Annotated in this window: 20 protein-coding genes and 1 riboswitch; of the genes, 3 read left to right on the forward strand and 17 right to left on the reverse strand. The window is 56.8% G+C overall.

Annotated elements, in window-relative coordinates:
* Positions 1-4 precede the first annotated feature (4 nt).
* The 13 genes from ACFSW5_RS24550 to ACFSW5_RS24610 all read right to left on the reverse strand — a co-directional run bounded on the left by ACFSW5_RS24550 (position 5) and on the right by ACFSW5_RS24610 (position 14,635).
* Positions 5-928 carry an ABC transporter permease gene (locus ACFSW5_RS24550; RefSeq protein WP_379279390.1) on the reverse strand — a complete coding sequence of 308 codons (924 nt, stop codon included), beginning with the start codon at positions 926-928 and terminating at the stop codon, positions 5-7.
* A gap of 2 nt (positions 929-930) precedes the next feature.
* Positions 931-1,860 carry an ABC transporter permease gene (locus ACFSW5_RS24555; RefSeq protein ID WP_379279393.1) on the reverse strand — a complete coding sequence of 310 codons (930 nt, stop codon included), beginning with the start codon at positions 1,858-1,860 and terminating at the stop codon, positions 931-933.
* A gap of 113 nt (positions 1,861-1,973) precedes the next feature.
* Entirely contained in the window at positions 1,974-3,620 is a 1,647-nt protein-coding gene (locus ACFSW5_RS24560) for a peptide ABC transporter substrate-binding protein (protein ID WP_379279400.1), read from the reverse strand.
* A gap of 600 nt (positions 3,621-4,220) precedes the next feature.
* On the reverse strand, positions 4,221-5,468 hold the full coding sequence (glyA, locus tag ACFSW5_RS24565; RefSeq protein WP_379279404.1) for a serine hydroxymethyltransferase: 1,248 nt from the start codon (positions 5,466-5,468) through the stop codon (positions 4,221-4,223).
* 83 nt (positions 5,469-5,551) lie between these two features.
* A complete protein-coding gene (locus tag ACFSW5_RS24570) occupies positions 5,552-6,148 on the reverse strand; it encodes a TIGR01440 family protein (protein ID WP_379279407.1) in 597 nt (198 codons plus the stop codon).
* Positions 6,149-6,369: 221 nt separating this feature from the next.
* A riboswitch (ZMP/ZTP riboswitch) is annotated at positions 6,370-6,450 on the reverse strand.
* A gap of 212 nt (positions 6,451-6,662) precedes the next feature.
* A complete protein-coding gene (locus ACFSW5_RS24575; RefSeq protein WP_379279409.1) occupies positions 6,663-7,256 on the reverse strand; it encodes a low molecular weight protein arginine phosphatase in 594 nt (197 codons plus the stop codon).
* Between the two features lie 35 nt (positions 7,257-7,291).
* On the reverse strand, positions 7,292-7,804 hold the full coding sequence (locus ACFSW5_RS24580; RefSeq protein WP_379280215.1) for a manganese efflux pump MntP: 513 nt from the start codon (positions 7,802-7,804) through the stop codon (positions 7,292-7,294).
* A gap of 266 nt (positions 7,805-8,070) precedes the next feature.
* Complete coding sequence (locus ACFSW5_RS24585) at positions 8,071-9,141, reverse strand: L-threonylcarbamoyladenylate synthase (RefSeq protein ID WP_379279413.1); 1,071 nt, start codon at positions 9,139-9,141, stop codon at positions 8,071-8,073.
* Between the two features lie 149 nt (positions 9,142-9,290).
* Entirely contained in the window at positions 9,291-10,049 is a 759-nt protein-coding gene (gene spoIIR / locus ACFSW5_RS24590) for a stage II sporulation protein R (RefSeq protein ID WP_379279417.1), read from the reverse strand.
* Positions 10,050-10,155: 106 nt separating this feature from the next.
* On the reverse strand, positions 10,156-11,379 hold the full coding sequence (locus tag ACFSW5_RS24595) for a N5-glutamine methyltransferase family protein (protein WP_379279419.1): 1,224 nt from the start codon (positions 11,377-11,379) through the stop codon (positions 10,156-10,158).
* A 76-nt stretch (positions 11,380-11,455) separates the two neighbouring features.
* The gene (gene prfA / locus ACFSW5_RS24600) at positions 11,456-12,526 is read right to left on the reverse strand and encodes a peptide chain release factor 1 (protein ID WP_379279422.1); all 1,071 of its coding nucleotides are present in this window, start codon (positions 12,524-12,526) and stop codon (positions 11,456-11,458) included.
* Positions 12,527-12,727: 201 nt separating this feature from the next.
* Entirely contained in the window at positions 12,728-13,828 is a 1,101-nt protein-coding gene (ychF, locus tag ACFSW5_RS24605; RefSeq protein WP_379279428.1) for a redox-regulated ATPase YchF, read from the reverse strand.
* Between the two features lie 231 nt (positions 13,829-14,059).
* Positions 14,060-14,635, reverse strand: a complete 576-nt coding sequence (locus ACFSW5_RS24610) for a TetR/AcrR family transcriptional regulator (RefSeq protein ID WP_379279432.1) — start codon at positions 14,633-14,635, stop codon at positions 14,060-14,062.
* A gap of 206 nt (positions 14,636-14,841) precedes the next feature.
* Here ACFSW5_RS24610 and ACFSW5_RS24615 point away from each other — a divergent pair, with 206 nt between their 5' ends.
* The 3 genes from ACFSW5_RS24615 (at position 14,842) to ACFSW5_RS24625 (ending at position 17,103) form a co-directional block, all read left to right on the forward strand.
* Positions 14,842-15,303 (forward strand): nuclear transport factor 2 family protein, encoded by a 462-nt coding sequence (locus ACFSW5_RS24615; protein WP_379279434.1) that lies wholly within the window; start codon positions 14,842-14,844, stop codon positions 15,301-15,303.
* A 508-nt stretch (positions 15,304-15,811) separates the two neighbouring features.
* The gene (locus ACFSW5_RS24620) at positions 15,812-16,792 is read left to right on the forward strand and encodes a bifunctional 3-deoxy-7-phosphoheptulonate synthase/chorismate mutase (protein ID WP_379279438.1); all 981 of its coding nucleotides are present in this window, start codon (positions 15,812-15,814) and stop codon (positions 16,790-16,792) included.
* A 170-nt stretch (positions 16,793-16,962) separates the two neighbouring features.
* Positions 16,963-17,103, forward strand: coding sequence for a hypothetical protein (locus ACFSW5_RS24625; RefSeq protein WP_379279440.1), 141 nt, complete (start codon positions 16,963-16,965; stop codon positions 17,101-17,103).
* A 414-nt stretch (positions 17,104-17,517) separates the two neighbouring features.
* Here ACFSW5_RS24625 and ACFSW5_RS24630 read toward each other — a convergent pair whose 3' ends face one another.
* The 4 genes from ACFSW5_RS24630 to ACFSW5_RS24645 all read right to left on the reverse strand — a co-directional run bounded on the left by ACFSW5_RS24630 (position 17,518) and on the right by ACFSW5_RS24645 (position 21,827).
* Entirely contained in the window at positions 17,518-19,911 is a 2,394-nt protein-coding gene (locus ACFSW5_RS24630) for a YcdB/YcdC domain-containing protein (protein WP_379279443.1), read from the reverse strand.
* 176 nt (positions 19,912-20,087) lie between these two features.
* The gene (trxA, locus tag ACFSW5_RS24635; RefSeq protein WP_379279446.1) at positions 20,088-20,399 is read right to left on the reverse strand and encodes a thioredoxin; all 312 of its coding nucleotides are present in this window, start codon (positions 20,397-20,399) and stop codon (positions 20,088-20,090) included.
* A gap of 71 nt (positions 20,400-20,470) precedes the next feature.
* The gene (locus ACFSW5_RS24640) at positions 20,471-20,896 is read right to left on the reverse strand and encodes an RrF2 family transcriptional regulator (protein WP_379279448.1); all 426 of its coding nucleotides are present in this window, start codon (positions 20,894-20,896) and stop codon (positions 20,471-20,473) included.
* A gap of 97 nt (positions 20,897-20,993) precedes the next feature.
* Positions 20,994-21,827, reverse strand: a complete 834-nt coding sequence (locus ACFSW5_RS24645; protein WP_379280218.1) for an aldo/keto reductase — start codon at positions 21,825-21,827, stop codon at positions 20,994-20,996.
* Positions 21,828-22,059 lie beyond the last annotated feature (232 nt).

The following is a 22,059-nucleotide window of genomic DNA, read 5'->3' on the forward strand; positions in this document are numbered from 1 at the left end:
CCTCCTATTTTTTCATTTTCGGATCAAGCGCGTCGCGGAGGCCGTCACCGAATATATTAAAGCACAGCATCGTCAAGCTGATGACGACAGCCGGAATCCACATCCGCCAAGGATAGACGGTCATCGATTTCAACGCGTCGTTGATCAGCGTACCGAGCGACGCGGCCGGCGATTGAACGCCCAAACCAAGGAAGCTCAAGAACGCCTCGGCGAAGATCGCGTTCGGCACCGTCATCGTAATCGTGACGACGATCGGGCCGATCGCATTCGGCACCAGGTGGCGGAACAGGATGCGTCCGGTGCCGGCGCCAAGCGAACGGGAAGCAAGCACGTACTCTTGGTTTTTCAGCTGCATAATTTGGCCGCGCACAATCCACGCCATATTAATCCAGCCGGTTATGCTAAGCGCCAAAATGATCGTGCCCATGCTCGGCTGAAACACGACCGTCAGCAAAATAACGATCAGCAGGTTAGGAATCGAATATAAAATTTCGCAAATACGGTTCAATACTTCATCGATACGGCCGCCGTAATAGCCCATGATGCCGCCGATAATAACGCCGAGGACAAGGTCGACGAGCGCGGCGTAAATGCCGACCTGCAGCGAAATGCCGGCGCCCATCCACGTTCTTTCGAACATGTCGCGGCCGAGACCGTCCGTACCGAACCAATGGTCGCCGTTAGGCGCCAGGTTCGTGTTCTGCAGATCGTTCGTCCGGTAATCGTATGGCGTCATCATTTGGCCGAAAATGGCCATCAGGACGATTACGAACAAAATTCCAAGGCTGACCATCGCCATCTTGTTGGAGCGAAGGCGGAACCAGGCATCCTTCCATGCGGAAATACTTTCGCGGACGATGACTTCCGGTTGTTTCTCCTTGTCGCTCAGCTTGGCAAAATCGCTTGGCTGGAACGTTTTCTCCGACATGGTCAGCCCCCCTTCCTCGTCAATTTAATTCTTGGATCGATAAAGCCGTAAGCGACATCCGTCAGGAAGCGCGCAACCATCAGAATGATGGCATAGAATAAAGTTAAGCCCATAATGAGCGTATAGTCGCGGTTTGTGATGCTGTTAACGAAAAATTTGCCAAGGCCGCCGATGCCGAAAATTTGCTCGACGACAACGGAGCCGGTAATAATGTTGGCCGTCATCGGTCCAACGTACGTTACGACCGGCATAATCGCGTTACGGAGCGCATGGCGCACTAGGATAACGCGGCCGGCAAGACCTTTGGAACGAGCGGTTTTGATATAATCGGCCGTCAATACTTCCAGCATGCTGGAACGCGTCAAACGCGCGATAAATGCCATCGGCAGGAAAGACAATGCAATGACCGGCATAACAAAATCCGACCATTCGTTCAGGCCGGCTACGTCAAACCAGCGAAGCTTAACGCCAAGCACATATTGCAACAACGAACCTACTACAAAGTTCGGGATCGATACGCCGAGCACGGCGATCAAGATCGTAAAGCTGTCAAGAAACTTGCGGTGGTTCAGCGCGGCGATAATACCGAGAAGAACGCCGGCCGCCACGGAGAAAAGAATGGCTACGATACCGAGCTGCGCCGAGGCTTTAAAGCCGTCGCCGATAATGCTCGTTACCGTCACGTAGTTTTGCTTCATGGACATCCCGAGATCGCCATGAATCAGGTTGTTCAAATAAGTCAAGTATTGCTGCCAGAGCGGATCATTGAGCCCGTACATTTCGTACAGCCGTTCCTGAATCGCTTTCGGCACGTTTCTTTCGGATTGAAACGGATTGCCCGGAATCGCCTTCATGAGGAAGAACGTCGCTGACGCCAGCACAAACAGAGCAATAACCATAAATACGAACTTTTTGATAATATATCGCGTCATCCGCTTTCGGCACCTCCTTATACGGGGATGGAATAATTCAGTAATGATTGACCTATAAAGAGAAAGGGGATATATGCGGACTTGCCGCATATATCCCGTTCACCGCCCACGAATTACTCGGCTGGCGCTTCGTAGTAGCCGCGGGTGTAATCGATGTCGCCTTTGTAGTCCATCGTGATGTTTTTGAAGCCCGGTTTTACCATGTACACGTTCGTGTAGTAGTAGATCGGAGCGATAGGCATATCTTCCATCAGCATTTTTTCGGCAGCGGACATCGCTTCGAGGCGAACCTTTTGATCGGCCGTGCTGTATGCTTTTTCGATCAGAGCGTCGTATTCCGGATTAGCGTAACCCGTGTTGTTGTTGCCGCTCTTCGACGTGAACAGGTCGATGAACGTCATCGGATCGTTGTAGTCGGCACCCCATCCGGCGCGAGCCACTTCGAAGTTCAGCGCTGTACGGTTGTCGAGGAACACGCCCCATTCTTGGTTTTCGATCGTCGTTTGTACGCCCAGGTTGTTCAGCCACATGTCGGCAATCGCTTCGGCGATCGCTTTGTGCGCGTCGTTCGTGTTGTAAGCAAGCTTAATCGTCGGCATTTCGGAAAGACCAAGCTCTTGCAGACCTTCGGCGAGCAGCTTCTTGGCTTCTTCGACGTCTTCCTTGAAGTAATCGCCGTTCACAACGGAACGATATTCTTCGTCGCCGATGTGGATGCCCGGAGGCACGAGGCCGTATGCCGGCACTTGGCCTTCCTTCGTTACTTTCTCGACGATGTCCTTGCGGTTGATCGCCATCGAAAGCGCCTTGCGGATTTTCTCGTTGTTGAACGGTTCTACCGTCGTGTTGAACAGGTAGTAGTAAATGTTAGCCGAAGGCTCGATCTTCAGCTCGTCCTTATGCGTTTCTTTCAGCGTTTCCAGCTGGTCGACCGGAATCGAACCTACCGGCTTGCCGGCCCAGTCCAGCTGATCCGTTTCGTACATGCTCAGCTCGGTTGCGGAGTCAAGAACTTCGGAGAACGTTACTTTCGTGAACTTGATTTCGTCGGTTGCATAGTAGTTCTCGTTTTTCACGATGGAAATCGAGCTGTTCTTTTGCCAGTCGCCCATCTTGAACGGACCGTTGCTGATAATCGTAGAAGCGTCGGCCGCCCAAGCTTCGTTGTCTTTAACCGATTGGTGAACCGGATAATAGGTGTAGAAGCTTACAAGGCTTTCGAAATACGGCGTCGGCGATTTCAGCGTAACTTCAAGCGTCTTTTCGTCAAGCGCTTTAACCGCTACGTCGTCTACCGAGCCTTTGCCCGTATTAAACTCTTCTGCGCCTTTAATGTAGTACAGTTGGTAAGCGTATGTGGACGGCTCAGGTTTCAGAGCCGGATCAAGCGCGCGTTTCCATGCGAACTCGAAGTCGCCTGCCGTTACAGCGTCGCCGTTGCTCCATTTGGAATCGCGGAGGTGGAACGTGTAAGTCAAACCGTCTTCGGAAACTTCCCATTTCTCGGCGACGCCCGGAATCGTGTTGCCTTGAGCGTCTTTGCGGGTCAGACCTTCGAACAGACCGTTAACGACCGTCGAAGATACGTTGTCTTGTACCAATGCCGGGTCAAGGGTTGGCGGCTCGGAACCGATGTTCATGCGGAACTCGGTCGTACCTTCGCCGGAACCGCCGCTGTTGTTCGATCCGCACGCGGATGCGATGACAGAGAAAATCAAAATTACAGAAACCAGAGTAAATGCAAACTTTTTCGATCTCATGTCTTTCCTCCTAATTGATTAATAGATAGCCCTAACGACAAGCGAAGATAAAACCAGGTCTTAAGCATTACAACTCACCATTATGCCGATTCAATTTTTGTATCGAACGAACCAACATCAACCATATGTTCGTCTGTGATAGAGCTATCCCCCCACGCGCAAAATATAAGTATATTTATATTCAACCTTTCCCACTATACCACCACAATTAATAATTCCGCAACAATATGTTAGGTGTAAATTATTGTATGTAAGGTATTTTTACAAGTTTTCGATTTTGTTCGAGTATATTTTCTAAAATTCTGACCATTTCTTGATACGCTATTACATTAATAATGTAATATTATGGCGTTATAACGCTACAACGCTTTTATGCGGTAATGCAATGTTCTGCGGAGGCAGAATGGCAGACAATAAATGTATATTTAATAGAGTAGAGAAAATCAATTGATTTGGCAACCGTTTTTGCTAGATTAGAAAAGATTCGGCCCGTTCCTGCGGCAAATAGAGCTCAGCGGCCCCGGGGTTTTGCGCGCGCAACAAAAAAACCGCCGGCGATCCGGTTTGAGCCGGTCGTCCAGCGGTTAGCTGCCTTGCGTATTAATATTGAACGTTAGAGTAAAGCGGATATTGCGCCGTCAGATCGCGAACCATGCCGCGGGCTTTCTCCAGCACCGCTTCGTCATGCGGATTTTTTAACGTCATCGCGATAACCTGCGCGATCGTCTTCATCGCTTTTTCGTCCATGCCGCGGGACGTTGCGGCCGGCGTGCCGATCCGGATGCCGCTCGTGATGAACGGGCTGGTCGGGTCGAACGGGATCGCGTTTTTGTTCACCGTAATTTGGACGGAATCGAGCACATGCTCCGCATCCTTGCCGGTAATGTTCAGGTTGCGAAGATCGATCAGCATCAGGTGGTTGTCCGTTCCGCCCGATACAAGATTAAGCCCTTCGCTCATCAAGCCTTCGGCCAGCGCCTTGGCGTTGTTCACGACGTTTTGCGCGTACGTTTTGAACGACGGCTGCAGCGCTTCGCCGAACGCAACGGCTTTCGCGGCGATGATGTGCATGAGCGGACCGCCTTGCGAGCCCGGGAAGACGGCTTTGTCGATCGCTTGCGCCCACGGCTGACGGCACAGAATCATGCCGCCGCGCGGTCCGCGGAGCGTCTTGTGCGTCGTCGTCGTCACGAAGTGCGCGTGAGGAACCGGGTTCGGATGCAAGCCTGCCGCAACAAGACCGGCGATATGCGCCATGTCCACCATGAACAGCGCGCCTACGTCTTGAGCGATTTGGCCGAGCTTCTCGAAATCGATGATGCGCGGATACGCGCTTGCTCCGGCAACGATCAGTTTAGGGCGATGCTTGAAGGCCGCCTTGCGAACGTCGTCGTAATCGATGGTGAACGTATTTTCGTTTACCCCGTAAGCGACGAAGTTGTAGAGCAAGCCGGATGCGTTAACCGGGCTGCCGTGCGTCAAGTGGCCGCCGTGGGCGAGGTTCATGCCGAGCACCGTGTCGCCCGGATTCAGAGCGGCCAGGTAAACCGCCATGTTCGCTTGCGCGCCGGAGTGCGGCTGAACGTTGGCGTGATCGGCGCCGAAAATCTCTTTCGCGCGGTCGCGCGCGATGTTTTCCACGATATCGACATGCTCGCAGCCGCCGTAGTAACGTTTGCCCGGATAGCCTTCCGCGTATTTGTTCGTCAGGACGGAGCCCATCGCTTCAAGCACCGCTTCGCTTACGATATTCTCGGAGGCGATCAGCTCGATGTTGTCGCGTTGGCGCTGCAGTTCGAGGCCCATTGCTTTCAGCACGTCAGGATCTTGCTTGCGGAGATTTTCCATTGTTTGTTCCTCCTAAAGGTTTTTTGGATTAAGCAACGAATACGTTGCTGGACAAAAAATCGACTTTATAAGCGTTACTCGCGTTAATCGCACGAACCGGCCGGCTTGCCCGCCGAAGGCGGTTCCTCCAGCTTGTAGACGGCGCGTTCGCCGCCGATCAGCTTCGGCCTCGTATAGGCCATCGTCACGTGCGCGCTGCCGATCGTCCGGATGCTCGGCCTTACCGGCACGGCCACCCGCTTCAAATGCATGCCGATCAGCGTGTCGCCGATATCGACGCCGGCATGGGCTTGCACCGTTTCCGCAAGGCACGCCTCGGGAAGATGCCGGTAAGCATAGGCCGCCATGGAGCCACCCGCCTTCGGGACAGGGACGGCGGATACAAGCTCCAGCCCGTACCGCTCGGCCGCCTCCCGCTCCAGCACGAGCGCCCTGTTCAAATGCTCGCAGCATTGATAAACGGGATAAAACCCGAACTCGCGCCTAGCGGCTTCGACCCCCTCGAATATCCGCTCCGCGATCTCGACCGAGCCGGACGTGCCGATGCGCCCCCCGCCCACTTCGCTGGTGCTCGTTCCGATCACGAGCAGCTTGCCTGCGGACAATCCGCCGGCCGCGGCCAACTCTCGCACTACGGTTTCCACCTGTTTCGAAATGCCGTTAAGTTCCATCGCGCTCATCCTCCTGTCAGAAAAGCAACCCCGGCCAAGCCTAAACGGTATCTGAACGGTACGTCGTCATCTCCGGCCGGGAATTCGCACAATCGGCACAACCGGTACAAGACGCCGTTCCTTCCAGGATGCTTGCCGTATCGTCGCCAATATGTATTGGTCGAGCTTATTATACCTAATTTCCGGCCAAAAAGACGAAAAAAGAGCATGACATGCCATCATAGCATGCTGCTCTTTGCCCAGGCGACCGGCCGTATAATCCGATGCTCCACCGTGGTTCCCCACTTCCGTCGCCAGTTACATCGGATATCCGTTATGTGTACCTTCATCATAGCCGAACGAACGGCGAAAATCAATCCCAATCCGCCCACTCCGGCATGTAAAAAATGGCTTGCTCAACTGCCGCAATGGCCGCGCGATTCCGGTCGCCCTTTTCGGATTATCGGGGCGTCCGGGAGGTTAATCCATTCCGTCCTCCCGCTCCCATCCTTCCCGCTCGGCTAGCCGTTATCCCGCCGCTCCGCTAATCTTGTTCGCTTTCCCGGCGGTCGAGCTTGTCCAACAGCTTCCTGACGGTCGCTTCGATTTCCTTCGCGCACTGCTCGTATTCTTCGAGCGAGCCGCCGAACGGGTCCACGATATCGAAGCTCGGGATTTTCCGTTCGAGCTCCAGCAGCTGCGAACGCTCCTCGTCCGTCAACTGGCCGCCAAGCGCTTGCTTCATGTGCATTTCCGTATAGAGCTTCTCGAGCCGCTCGATATCGCCGTTCGCTTCGGAGTGAAGATAAACGTATTCTTTGAGCGTGTACGTTTTATCCACCGCCTCGGGGAACCATTGCAGCAAGCTGCGCTTATGGCCGCCCGTCATCGTCAGGACCAGGTCGGCCCATTTCACCGAACCCGTTCCAAGCGCTTTGGACTGCCCCCGGTGGTCGATGCTCCGTTTGCGGAGCGCCTCGGACGCATGCCGGGATACCGGCAGTCCGTCTACCGTCGAGACGCCCGCCGACCTCACTTCAAGCGGTATTCCTCTCTCGGCGGCCAGCTTCCTCAGCAGCGCTTCCGCCATTGGCGATCGGCATGTGTTGCCGGTACATACAAACAAGATGCGGGTCATGCCGGTAACCTCCTTCTGCGTGCATTGCCTGATGCTCATATGATAAACAGAATTCCGAATAATAACAATATCGCGCCGCCGCAAGCCTCTCCGTACTCCCCGAGATTCGGGCTCACCTTGCGCCCCAGCAGCAATCCGAGCGTCGACATCGCTCCGCCGAACAACCCGAACGTCAGAACGGTCAGCATAATGTCCGCGGCAAACATGCCGAGCGAAATCCCGACGGAGAACGAATCGATGCTGACGCTTAAAGCGAAAACGGCCGTTCCCCAAAGGGTCCGATGATCGAACGGCTGAACGTTGTCCCCCCGGAGCGAGCTGTAGATCATATGGCCGCCCAGAAGCGCCAGCAATAGGCCGGCGGCCAGCGTAGCGATGTGGCCCAGCAAGGCCCCCATCAGCTTTCCCGTATAAATGCCCGCAAGGGGCATCAGCACATGAAACAACCCAATCACCGCGCTGAGCCGGGCGACATGCATCAGGCGAATGCCCCTTAGCCCGATCCCGATTCCCAGCGAAAAAGCATCCATTCCAAGCGCCGCCGCCATCAGCAGCAGCGTAATGAGTTGGCCCGCGGCCGCATCGGCTCCTGTCACCTGCGCATCTCCTCCAAGTCCGCATCCCAAGCGGAAACGACTTCATCGTCCTGTTCCAAGGACGAACCGTTTCGGCATGAAACGGCCGCTCCCGCCCTCCGGACGGAAGAAACGGCGTTTCGCTGCGGAAGTTAAGCCATCTGCAAGAGAAAGCTTATAGATGGTTACCTTCGCACATATCCAACATATGCGGACAAGGGGACAAACATAACCCGCGGTTATACAAGCACCTTTCTGCCGCCCGCAGCCTTCAGCAGCCGGTTCATGAGCGCGAGGCCGATGCCCCGTTCGTCGCAGGCTTCCGCCCAGATGCGCTGGACGCCAAGCTCGTCGAACGTGCGGAGCGCCGCATACAGCCGTGCCGCCGCATGCTCCAGATCGCCCGCGCTGCCGTAAGACAGCGCCGCGTCGGCGTCGTACGCATGCACACGCTCCTCAAAGGCCAGGACGCCCGTCACTTCTCCGCGCGCGCGGGCATTTGACGTTACACGCCGTATATAGTCTGCGACGGCGCCGGGCTCGCCATCCACCACGACCATCTCGCCTCGCGGCGCGTAATGGGCGTATTTCATCCCCGGCGAACGCGGAGCTTCCGCTTCCGCTGCCGAACCCGTTTCCGCCTTCGCGCTAGGCGCATCGATCCGCGCTCCCGGGGCCGCCTGGGCCAGCTGCTCCGGCGTTACGCCTCCCGGGCGCAATATCCGAATCTCATCGCTGCCGGTCAGCTGAATGACGGTGGACTCCAGCCCGACGCCGCAGGCTCCTCCGTCCACGACACCGTCGATGCGCCCTTCCAGGTCGTCCAGCACATGGCGCGCTTCGGTCGGGCTTGGCCTTCCCGATACGTTGGCGCTTGGCGCGGCTACCGGACAGCCGGCCAGCCGCAGCAGCCTTAGCGCCGAAGGATGATTCGGCATCCTGACGCCCACCGTGTCGAGCCCCGCCGTCACAAGCGGCGATACGGCTCCCGGAACAACCGGCAATACGATCGTCAACGGCCCCGGCCAAAACCGTTTCATCAAAACCTCCGCCAGCGGCGGAAGAGGATAAACGAGCCCTTCCAGCTGCGCCGGGTCGGCGATATGCACAATCAGCGGATTGTCGGAGGGCCTGCCTTTGGCGGCAAAAATCCGCCCGACCGCCGTCGTATTGCGGGCATCGGCGCCAAGGCCGTAAACCGTCTCGGTCGGGAAAGCGACAAGGCCGCCCGCACGGAGCAGATCGGCGGCTTCCCGCAGCCCCGTATCGGACGACGGGGAATCCGCTTGCCACATTTTTGTCGTCGTCATCTTGATCTTCAATCCTGTCTCTTCGTCGTTAATATCAGTCCGATTATACCATATCGCCGGCGGCGTATCTTAATACAGAAACGCGCGCCGGATAGGCACGCGTCATAAGGTGAAGCTGCAAGCCTGCCAGTAGCACAGACCCGGACGGCTCAAGCGAACAGGCCTTTCACGAAACGGACGACGTTTTGCAGCAATTCCGCTATAAAAAACTTCACTTCCGGCGCCTGCGGCTCCGTCTTCCCGCTTCCGCCTTCATCCGGCTCTGCGCCTTGCCCTTCGCCTTGAGCGCCGGCGGCTGCCTGCTTCGCTGCGGCTCCGTCGGGATCGGCGGATGCCGAGGCCGCTTTACCGCCTTCCGTCGATGCGGCCGCCGCTTCTCCCGTTGCCGCATCGATAAAGCAAAGCGGAGGGAACAGGACGCACCACCAATTTTGCCCTTGACCTTCGCCAAGCGTCACCAGCAGCGCTTCGTATTCGCCGGCCGGATACACTTCGTTGCCGTACATTTTCGTCGGGAATTCCACCATTCCCAGCTTCGTTTCGAACGAATAATCGAACCCGCGGCTCTCGAGAACGTCCGCTACGATCGCCTCGATTTCCGGCATATGCGCCCGAATCGTCTCCCGGGCTTCCTCGATCGTCTGCGGGCCCGCCGCCCAGCCGTTCATCGCCGCCACGATCTCGTCGCGCACGACGCGCTTGACGGCTTGATCGGCAGGCGCGTCCGAATGGGCCAGAATGCGGAGCCGGATCGATTCGTCCGGTATGGAGCTGCCGATAGCGGCAGCGTCGTTTTTTTGGCTTTCCCAGCTCATCACGAGCAGAATTAGAATAAAAGCAATCAAACCGTAAGACCTGCGATAAGGAAAACGGGTATAAGGACGGGAATAAGAACGGGTATAGACCATTTCAACACAAGCTCCTTTCGGCTGCCCGTCGGCTGCCTCGCTTGCGTTCCGGAACGTCTCTATCCGCCAGTATGCCCGTCCTGTCTTTATCGTAAACGGTACTCTATTAAATTTTTGCTAGATTCGTTTCATTCTGCGATCGTATCGCCAGCACGTGGCGTTCGATGCCCCCGTAATCGGAGACGATGCGGATCCGGTCCCAATGGCCGCGCGACTTAAGAAGCGCCGCTACCTCCCCCGCCTGGTAAATGCCCAGCTCGAAGGCGACGATCCGCGGGATCCGGGCAAGCCCGTCCAGCTGGTCCAGCATGCGCCGGTACGGGTCCAGCCCGTCGGCTCCGCCGTCCAGGGCGAGGCGCGGCTCGTAATCCCGAACCTCGCGCTGCAGGTGCGGGATATCGCCTTCGGGAATATAGGGCGGGTTGGATACGAGCACGTCGACCGCAAGTCCGGCCGCTATGCCTCCGAACTGCTCGCCGTTCAAATACGGCTTCAGCAAGTCGCCTTGCGTGAACAGCATCCGTTCCGCGGTTCCAAGACCGGACGCGTTGCGGCACGCAATGTCCAGCGCATCCGGCGAAATGTCGGTCGCGCATACGCGCCAGCGGGGACGCTCCGCCGCCAGCGTGACCGCAATCGCGCCGCTGCCGGTGCCGACGTCGAGCACGACGGGCGCCTCCGCCCCCGTCCCCGCAAACGACGCGCCGCGGCGGAATATCCGCCCGCCGGCCACGCCGCCTTCCGGCCGTGGCGTCGAAGAGGCAATTGTCCTTTCGCCAGACCCTGCCGCTTCTGCCGCGCCCGGCAAGCCCTCCTCCGAATGCCCGGGCGCGGCGTTCATGCCGGCGTCAAGCGGATCGCTCCCGCTTTCCCCTTGGGGCTCGCCAAGGCGAGCGCCGGCTTCCGGCCGCAAAGCTTCTGCGCCCATGCCGGTTGCCAAGGCCGCCTCCGGCCATAACGCGTCGGCCTCCTCCAACACCGCCTCGACGAGCAGCTCCGTCTCGGGCCGGGGAATGAGCACCGCCGGCGTCACCTTGAACGGCCGCCCGTAGAACCATTGCTCGCCCACAATATATTGCAGCGGCTCGCCGGCCGCCTTGCGGCGAAGGAGCCGCTCCCATTCCGCAAGCCGTTCGGCCGGGAACGGCTCGTTCCAGTCGCGCAGCAGCGCCGCCCGCTCCGATCCGAGCAGATGCATGAGCAGCAGCTCCGCATGCTCGCGCGGCTCCGTCACCCGCTCCCGTTCCAAAAACGAAGAAGCCTGCATGCAGGCTTCCCGAATGGACAACGGCGGCTCGAACAGCTTGCCGCGGGTAGATTCGTTATTCATTTTACAGGCGCTCCTTCCCTGGGCTCTCCTTCCGCCGTTTGTCCCGGCATATCCGCCGCGGACGCTAGACCTTTCGTCAAACGAGCTCCTTCTCCAGCTGCTCCGCTTGCTCCGCAAGCGTCAGAGACGAAATGATCTCGGACATATCGCCGTTCAAGATCGAGTCCAGCTTATGAAGCGTAAGGCCGATCCGATGGTCGGTTACGCGGCTTTGCGGGAAGTTGTACGTGCGGATCCGCTCGCTGCGGTCCCCCGTGCCCACCTTGCTCTTGCGCTCGCCCGCGTATTTCGCTTCCTCTTCCTGGCGCTTCATGTCGTAAATGCGCGCGCGCAGCACTTGAAGCGCCTTGACTTTGTTATCGTTCTGCGACTTGCCGTCCTGGCAGGTCGCCATAATGCCCGTCGGCACGTGAAGCACCCGGACGGCCGATTTCGTCGTATTGACGGACTGGCCGCCCGCGCCGCTCGAGCAGAACGTATCGATCCGGATGTCTTTGTCCAAGATCTCGACTTCCACGTCTTCCACTTCCGGCATGACCGCCACCGTCGAAGTGGACGTATGGATGCGGCCGCCCGACTCCGTAGCCGGAATGCGCTGCACGCGATGCGCGCCGCTTTCGAACTTCAGCTTGCTGTAGGCGCCTTTGCCGTTCACCATAAAAATGATTTCCTTAAAGCCGCCCAGATCGTTCTCGCTGACATCCATCACTTCCGTCCTCCAGCCTTGCGAATCGGCGTACTTCGTGTACATCCGGTACAAGTCGGCCGCAAACAACGCGGCTTCGTCGCCGCCGGCCGCGCCGCGGATTTCGACGATGACGTTTTTGTCGTCGTTCGGGTCCTTCGGCAGCAGAAGAATGCGGATTTTCTCCTCCAGCTCGGTTTTGCGCGCGCTCAGCTCCTCGATTTCCAGCTTCACCATCTCGCGCATTTCGTCGTCCAGCTTCTCGCCTTGCATCGCTTTGGCGTCTTCCAGCTGCTCGACGACTTTTTTATATTCCGTATATGCCTCGTAGGCTTCCTGCAAATCGGACTGCTCTTTCGATAGATCGCGCAGCCGTTTCGGATCCCCGGCCACATCCGGATCGCACAACAATTCGCTCAGCTTCTCGTAACGGTCCGCGAGCGCTTGTAAACGGTCCAACACAGTCAGTCACCTCGTTATAAATCTTTAAAGTCAAATTAAACTTTATTATACCATGCGGAAGCCGTTTTTTCGACCGGCAGCTTCCCGCCGCTGGCGCCATTTTTTTGAAACAAGCGAAAAAACGGCAAGCGCACGATTCCGCACGCTCTTGGATGAGAAAACGGGGCTTTTCGTTCTCGATACGAAAGCCCCGTCCGTTCGTTATACGTTAAAGCGGAAGTGCATGACGTCCCCGTCCTGCACGACGTAATCCTTGCCTTCCAGCCGCAGCTGTCCTTTCTCGCGCGCCGCGTTCATCGAGCCCGCCGCCACGAGATCCTCGTACGATACGACTTCGGCCCGGATAAACCCGCGCTCGAAGTCGCTGTGGATGACGCCCGCCGCTTGCGGGGCTTTCATCCCTTTGCGGATGGTCCAAGCGCGAACCTCCTGCACCCCGGCCGTGAAATACGTATAAAGGCCAAGCAGCTTGTAGGCCGCGCGGATGAGGCGGTTCAAGCCGGATTCGGAGAGCCCCAGCTCCTCCAGGAACATCGCTTTGTCTTCGCCTTCCAGCTCGGCGATTTCAGACTCCACCCTGGCGCTGATCGGCACGACCTCGGCCCCTTCCGCCGCCGCAAACTCCTGAACGAGTTTTACGTAAGGGTTGCCCGAAGCGTCCGCGGCTTCCGACTCGCTAACATTGGCGGCATACAGCACCGGCTTCATCGTAAGCAGATGCAAATCGCGGACGAGGAGCTTCTCCTCTTCGCTCAGCTCCACGCTGCGGGCAGGCTTGTCGTTATACAGCGCTTCTTTGATCCGTTCCAGCACTTCGACTTCCTGCGCGTATTTTTTGTCGCCGCTCTTCATGTTTTTGCGGGAGCGCTCGATGCGCTTCTCGACCGAGTCGATATCCGCGAGAATAAGCTCCAGGTTGATCGTCTGAATATCGCTCAGCGGATCCACCTTGCCCGACACGTGCGTAATGTTCTCGTCCTGGAAGCAGCGCACGACGTGGACGATGGCGTCCACTTCCCGGATGTGCGCCAGAAACTTGTTCCCGAGCCCTTCGCCTTTGCTCGCTCCGGCAACAAGGCCGGCGATATCCACGAATTCGAAAGCGGTCGGAACCGTGCGGTTCGGCGTTACCAGCTCGGTCAGCTTGTCCAGTCTCGGGTCCGGCACCTCCACGACGCCGACGTTCGGGTCGATCGTGCAGAACGGATAGTTGGCGGATTCGGCGCCCGCCTGCGTTATCGCATTAAATAAAGTCGACTTGCCGACGTTCGGAAGGCCGACGATTCCACAAGAAAGTGGCATAAAAATAACAGCTCCTTATCACAACAATTCTTTTGCCATTATACTCGAACGTTACCCGCAAGGAAAGCAGACAAGGCCCATCTAGAGCCGAATCGTTCTTAATTTACATCACAAGTCATATATTGGATTCGGGAGCAGTCTCCTCCTTATTCTTTTTGATGGATCACCGGACTCGATTCCGGCGATCTCTTTTTTTCCTGTTTTAAAGTCAAAGCTCGGCGGTCGGAACCGTCAACGGCCCGGCTTAGGCAGATAGGACGATACCCGCTCCTCGAGCCCGGCAAGCGTCCGGGCGAAGACCGATTCGTCATGGAGCCCCCTCGCGAGCAGCAACCCTCCCTGAATCCCGGCTACCGACTCCTCCGCCAGCTTGGCGGCCGTCCCGCGCGGCACGCCGGCACGAACGAGAGCGTCCTGCAGCGCATCCACCCATCTTCGGAAATAGCGGCTTATCGCCGCGGCGAAGCGGTCTCTCGTCTCATCGAGCGCGAATGCGCCAATCAGGCAGATTCGTTGGCCCGACCGAAAATACGCATCGACCTCACGCCACATAACCGCGATGGCCTCCTTGGGATCGTCCCGCTCCAGCGGTTCAAATACGCGCTTCGCAAACCACCTTTCGACGTCCGCCACGATCTCGGCAGCCATTTCCTCTTTCCCGCCGGGAAAAAAATGATAAAGGCTTCCTTTGGACAGACCGGTTCTTGCGGTAATTTTGCTCATGGTCGCCCCTTCATAGCCAAGCTCGCGAAAAACCTCCGCGACCAGCGGGATGACATCGGCTTTTTCAAAAACCGTACGCGTCATAAGCTGCCACCACTCCCGATAGGAGTAAACTCGGCGTTCCCGATCATTTTCGAAAATCCGCTCCTTAATTATAGTCCGGTTGTTACAGTATAGACAGACCGGTCTAGCGATGCAATAGCAAAGAAGGCTCGCGGGAATATCGAAAAGCGTTGCACTTCTAGACCAATCGGTATACACTAGAACAAATTGTATGAAGGAGTGATCCTATGACGGCTCTAGTACCCCCGTTCACGCATGAAACCGCGGCCGCGAAGGTTAGAATGGCTGAGGATGGCTGGAACAGCAGGGACCCGCAGCGCGTAGCGCTGGTTTATACGCAGGACAGCCGCTGGCGGAATCGCGTCGAGTTTCCCGTCGGCCGAGCGGAAATCGAAGCTTTTTTGACCCGGAAATGGGCTAAGGAACTGGACTATCGGCTTATTAAGGAGCTTTGGGCGTTCGCCGACAATCGGATCGCGGTAAGATTCGCCTACGAATGGCATGACGACAGCGGACAATGGTTCCGTTCCTACGGAAACGAAAATTGGGAATTCGACGCCGACGGACTGATGATGCGGCGCTTCGCGTCGATCAACGATATGCCGATTCAAGAATCCGAGCGTAAATTCCATTGGCCGCTCGGACGCCGTCCCGACGATCATCCCGGCCTTTCCGAGCTCGGTCTGTAACATCGTCCTGACGCGACGAACTTATGACGCTTTTACAAAAGGCGCATCCCAAGTCTTAAAGTCGGGGCTTGCATTCTCGGCGTTAAGAGCATACAATACATTCTAATCATAGCTTAAAGGCAATGACGGAAAGAGTACGCGGACATCTGTTCCATACAGAGAAGGAGCGCCACCGACTGAGAGCGCCCGGTCGAACAGCCCGCCGAAGTTCATTCCCGAGCCGGAGCCTGAACGACAGCCGGCTTAAGACGGCTTCCTGTAGGGTGACCCGCATGCCCCGCGTTAGAAGGGCCGAAAGTGAGAAACGGATGATCGATGGCATTGCTGCGGGCCCGCCCGGAGCGGCCGTTTCTAATAAGGGTGGTACCACGGCTCCACGTCCCTTGCGGATGTGGAGCTTTTTTGCGTTTGCCGCAGCCCGCGTACCGCGTTTGTCCGCCTTCGGGCGTTATACATTCGGCATAACGGAAGACCGAATCGACTTTAACCTAAAAGGAGCGTATATACGATGAATACTGCAACCGCACAGCAAATCAACGAACAACTGTCGGAACTGGACGCCCGCCTGCTTCGGCTTCTGGAAGACCGGGCCGCCCTGCTGCAGCAAGCCGAATCTTCCGTACAGGAGGCGGCCCTGCGCCGTATCAAGCAGGTTCAGGCGGCGGTGGCCGCGCAGGCCGCAGCGCCAAAAAAACCGCTGCTCGTCAGCCGGAAATCGAAGCAAACCGACACCGTCATCGCGCTTGGGGAAACCGAAATCGGCAGCGGCAAGCCGCTCCTGATCGCCGGGCCTTGCTCGGTCGAAAGCCGCGAGCAGGTTCGTGAGGTGGCCGCCGCCCTGAAGCAGGCCGGCATTACGGTCATGCGCGGCGGCGCGTTCAAGCCGCGCACGTCGCCTTACGAATTCCAGGGCCTCGGCGTGGAGGGCTTGAAAATATTGAAGGAAGCCGCGGACGAATTCGGCCTTCGCATCGTCAGCGAAATCGTAGATCCGGCCCATATCGAGCTCGCTTGCGATTATGTCGACGTCATCCAGATCGGCGCGCGCAATATGCAAAACTTCGAGCTGCTGAAAGCCGCGGGACAGGCGAACGTCCCGATTCTCCTTAAACGCGGACTTGCCGCGACCATCGAGGAGTTCATCTATGCCGCCGAGTATATCGCCTCCAAGGGCAACAGCCGAATCATGCTGATCGAGCGCGGCATCCGGACGTACGAGAAGGCGACGCGCAACACGCTCGACATCTCCGCCGTGCCGATTCTGAAGCAGGAGACGCATCTGCCGGTGCTCGTCGACGTCACGCACTCCACCGGCCGCAAGGAAATTATGGCGCCGTGCGCCAAAGCGGCGCTTGCCGCCGGCGCGGACGGCGTCATGGTCGAAGTGCATCCGAACCCTGCGGAGGCGTTGTCCGACGCGGCGCAGCAGCTGAATATTCCGCAATTCCACCGTTTCTTCGAGGAAGTGAAGCAGTCCGGCCTGCTGTAAGCGCCTGTGGTCGACCGCCGTCATGCGACGCCGAGCACCGCGCCGGGAGCTTCGCGCGGTGCGGGAAAAGGGCCATACAAATGCCGTGCCTTACGTCTCGCCCGCTTGGTTCCGTATGTCCTGCCGGCGGCAGGACATACTACCGAAAGCAGGGAGGTGAAGTTGTTCGCATGGAGAACAAAAACCGCGCAGGCAACTATAAAGGCACGACCCATATGAAAGCGAAAAACCAGGACATGGCGTTCGTGAACGATACGGTCGAGGACGCCAAATCGGTTACCAACTTCGGCAAAAAGAAAAAAACGGATTAATCTCCCCCGGCGAAGGCATACCCCGATGTCGGTGCGAGACATTGCCATAATAAAACAAGTCCAATCGACGCATTCGTGCGTCGATTGGACTCTTTTCCGTTCGTAGCGCTTATAGAGGCCGAGCAGCGGTTGTTGCTTACGTGCAGCAAGCCACGGCCTTATCCTGATCTTTTCGATTGATCATCAATTGACCTTCTGGATTAATCGTGTAAGAAATCCCGTTCCTTTCGAGCCTAATCTTCAATGAATCGGAATAGGTCCCGAAAAAAACACATACTGCTCCCCTAATCTCTTCTGTTCCTTATTAAATTGATGGACATCGTTCAAGAAATTCGCGATCAAGACGGCAAATGTGCTGCATAGAGCGGCTATCCCTATTCTCTTCATCCGGCAAAACGTCCCCTATCGCCGGCCTTAATCCCGCAGCGGCGCTTCCTTCAAATCCGCCCTTACTTGCAAGTAGCGGAAAAACGCGGCTGCCGCCTCCGCCCTTGTCACGAGCCGGTCCGGTTCGAACTTGCCGTCGTTGAGGCTCATAATGCCAAGCCCTACAACGATGGCGGCCTGGCCTTTCCGCTCGACCGACGCGCTGTCGCTGAACGTCGTCCGGAACAACCCTTCGTAATTGGCCAGCGGGTTATAGCCGAGCGCCCGGACGATCAGCTCCGCCATTTCCTCCCGGTTCACCTTGCCCTCCGGATTAAAGGAGCCGTCCCCGATATCGATCAGATTTTCCGCCAGCGCCGTTTCGACATACTTGTAAAATCCCGAATCGGCGGCTACGTCGGCAAAAGAAGCGGATACCCCGGCTTCGCCCTTCGAAAACTCATAGGGCATATGGCCTTCGTTCATCGCCAATACAAGCATCTTGATCAGCTCGCCGCGCGTTATCGTCTCGTTCGGGCGGACGTTGCCGTCCTTCAAGTCTAACGCCTTGTAGGCGACCATCAACGAAAGCTCGTTTTCGGCCCAATGGCCTTCAATATCGTCCGCCTTCGGCTTATTCAGCTGCGTTACCTCGCCGGTAGAGCTATTGATCCATTCGCCCGTTTCCGCGCTCAGAAACACCGATTCGTCAAGCGGGCGGGCGATAAGCCGGTAAACGAGCTTCGCCTCGGTCCTCCGCTCCACGCGATCGCCGGTCCATTCGCCGGCCGCAGCCATAACCTTGTATTTTTGATCCGAAATCGGCTGTCCATCCAACAAGTATTGACGGGCCAAGTCGTACGTTAGCACGGTCCGGTAATATCCTAGCCATTTGCCCAGCGCGATATTGTCCGATATCACTTCAGGCAGTCCGCTGCCGTAATCGACGTCCGCAAGAACGGCGTCGAAGCTCGTCACTTCTCCGGTCTGCGCGTCGATTCGGACCGTTACTTCGTCGTAGCTTACGGTTGCGCCGTTTACTTTATGCTTGAACGAAACGGGATACGACCGGAACTCGCCGTCCTCATCGGCTTCATACCGGGAATTCGAAACGAGATACAACGAATCGGCAGCCCACGGAAGCAGCTTCTTGACCGCATCCGCAGCGAGCGACTTGGCTTTCTCGTAAGATACCTTCGGCTTTGCGTCTTCCTCGTCCGAATCGTTGGAATTATAGCTGTAGTAGCTGTATACCGTGCCGGATCCGCTGTCCACGCTGGCGTGATATTCCCGAATCTCTTTGCCGCCTTCCTTGACCGTCCAATACAAATTCCAAGCGGTCCTCTTCCGGCCGGTATAGTCGTCGACATATTCGTTATAGCTCGAATCGGTCAGCTCCGCCGCCGCAGGAAGACCGAACAGCTCCTCGACCTTTTGCTTCGCTTGCGCCTCCGTCATAGCCGCCCCTTCCGCACGTTCGCCAAGCTTCTCCGGCGATACCGGCTCGGACGCCACCGTCTCTCCCGCGGCACCCTCCTGAATCGGCTCGCCGGTTACGGCGTCGATGGCCGCGCTTTCCATGACAAACCCAAGAATCGGCTTGGATTTGTCGGCAGCCTCGTAAGGAAGCATGTACACAAGCTCCGGCTTCGCGATCGCCGTGAGCTTGGCCATCGCATCATACGCCTCAAGCTTCGTTTCGACTTTCGGGAACACGATCGTTTCATCCCAATCCACGCTGCAGCTCACGACATAACCTTCGCTGTCCACCTCGACCGTAATCCCGTTATCCATAAAAAGGATTCCGTTCACCGTCCGGTCGAACCGGAGCGTATGCCTTACCTCTCCCGTAAGAGGCGGAAGAAGCTGAGCGCCGTAGTCTTCGTTGAAGACGATTTCCTCCGCGTATTCCGGCGCCATTCGCTCAATATACGCAAGCGCGATTTCTTTCGCTTCTTCCCGCTCCACTTTCAGCGGGTACGACGGCTTTTCGTTCGGATCGTCGTCCCAGGCGTCGAAGGACAGCAGCTTCCCGTTATCGGCATTCAGGCGGACCGAGACGGAGGCATTCGTTTTGTTGTTTTGTTCCCGGACAAAATAAAGCTCCCATACGGCCCGCTTGCCGTTCGCCAGCAGCTCGTCGCCGTAGCCCGCATTCCGCAGCGCGTAATCCTCCGGAATTTGTGCCAGCTTTCTCGCCATCTCTTCCGCTTCTTCCTTCGGCATGACCATATCGCCTTGCGGCTCGTCTTCGGCGGGGGCTCCCTCCGCGGCGCCGGACGATCCGGCGGCTGCGTCGGACTCGGCGGCCGCAGCATCGGGCGCAGACGATACGACAGCCGCTTCTTCGTTTACATCGGCGTGAACGGCTGCCGGCAGCACGAGAGCGTTTACAAGAACGGCCGCGGCGGATAAAACGGCTAAGCGTTGTTTAGACTTCATACCTTGACCCTCCCTCAATATGGTTAGGATATGTTCTATCCATAAGAACGGGGATTGATGGGAAATGTTGCACAACAATCGCCGCAAGGTCAGGAAATCATCTTGGCGAGAATAAAAAAAGCGGCCCATCCTTTACGGATAGACCGCTTTGCTGTGCGTCGAACCGGAGCTTAAGCTTACAGCTGGTTCGAAATTTTAGCTTTGAGGGCGTCTTTGCTTTGCACGCCGACCATTTTGTCGACAGGCTGGCCGTCTTTGAACAGAATGAGCGTAGGAATGCTCATAACGCCGAATTGCGAAGCAAGCTCAGGTTGCTCGTCAACGTTGATCTTCGCGATCGTAGCCTTGCCTTCCAGCTCGGTCGAAAGCTCCTCGATAATCGGAAGCTGCATTTTGCAAGGGCCGCACCAAGGCGCCCAGAAATCGACAAGAGACACGCCGTTCTCAACGGATTGCGCAAAGTTTTCTTTCGTCAGTGCTACTGCCATCTTGAATCATCCTCTCCATAAAGTCTCTATGATTAGGGAAATCCCCGTCTCACCATACGTAAAGCACGCGCTTATTTGCTATCGCATGCCTGAATTTGCGCCAGCACATCCTGAATCGTAATGCCCCGGAAATGATTCTCGAGCTGCTTCTCCGCCGTGCAGAAAATGCCGTTCATCACTTCCTTCATATTGGAGCCGACGACGCAATCCATCGACGGATCGCCGGAACACCAGCCAGGCATCAAGGATCCTTGCGACATCACCCGGTAAATGTCGCCGAGCGTCACGGCATTCGGGTCGATGGTCAGGCGATAACCGCCTCCCGCCCCTTCGCGCGTCTCGACGTAACCGGCTTTGCGCAGGGCGCTGAGCACTTTCCGAACGCGGGCGGAATGCGTGCCGACGTTGTCGGCGATCATATCGCTGCTCGCCATTCGTTCAGGCAAGTAAGCCAAATAAACTAAACTATGGACGGCAATTGTAAATTCGCTGTTCAATCGACGGCCCCCCTGCTTTATACTGTAATATTATCAATTACAGTTCCTGCTGTCAATAGCCTGGGCGCCCTTTTATTATGCGAAGCTTTGCCTCCGATTATGCGGAAGTCGACCAGAACGTAAACGGATCCCGGCCAAAGCGCTTGCCTTCGTTGAGCGCGTCGATTTCAGCTACGTCCGCATCCGACAGCTCGAAATCGAACAGGTTGGCGTTCTCTTCGATCCGCTCCTTGCGGACCGACTTCGGAATCGTAACGATACCTTTCTGCAAATCCCAGCGGAGAACGATTTGCGCCGGCGATTTTCCGTATTTGGCCGCGAGCTCCTGCAGCAGCGGAATATCCAGATGCCCTTGCATGAGCGGGCTCCAAGCCTCCAGCTGAATGCCCTGCTCCTTGCAGAAGCTTTGCAGCTCCGGCTGGGTAAGGCGCGGATGGAATTCGACCTGGTTGACCATCGGCTTGATTTCCGCTTGCGCAAGCAGGTTTTCCAGATGCGGGACCATAAAATTGCTGACGCCGATAGCCCGGACATAGCCGTCTTTATACAGCTTCTCCAAAGCGCGGTACGTTTCGATGTATTTTCCCGCCACCGGCCAGTGCACCAAATAAAGGTCGATCACGTCGAGCTTTAGACGTCTTCTGCTGTCCTCGAACGCCCGCAGCGTGTTCTCGTAGCCTTGGTCGGCATTCCACACCTTGGTCGTTACGAACAGTTCGTCGCGCTTGACGCCGGACTCCCGTACGGCGCGGCCCACGCCTTCCTCGTTCTCATATAAGGTAGCTGTATCGATGGAGCGGTAACCGGCCCCGATCGCATGAAGAACGGCTTGCTCCACTTGCTTGCCTTCCGGCGTCTGCCAGACGCCGAGCCCTACCCAAGGCATATGTACGCCGTTATGGAGCCGGACGGTATCTTGTATGCCCGTTATGCTTGCCATGTGCAACAACTCCTTTGTGTTTTATGAAGAAAACAAGTTCGTCTTCCTTATTCAAGGACAATGGGGTTCGAAAAAATAAGCCATGCCTTAAGCGGCCCGATGCGGCCATCTTCTCAAGTCTACCATTAGGCCGCGTCTCCAACAAATAGCCGACGTGATCCTTCACAGGAAATTCATGAATGTTTTTATCGTCAAAGCTGTCATGAGGGCGGCATATACCGGA

The sequence above is a fragment of the Paenibacillus thailandensis genome, from assembly GCF_042685365.1.
GTDB lineage: Bacteria > Bacillota > Bacilli > Paenibacillales > Paenibacillaceae > Paenibacillus_AP > Paenibacillus_AP thailandensis.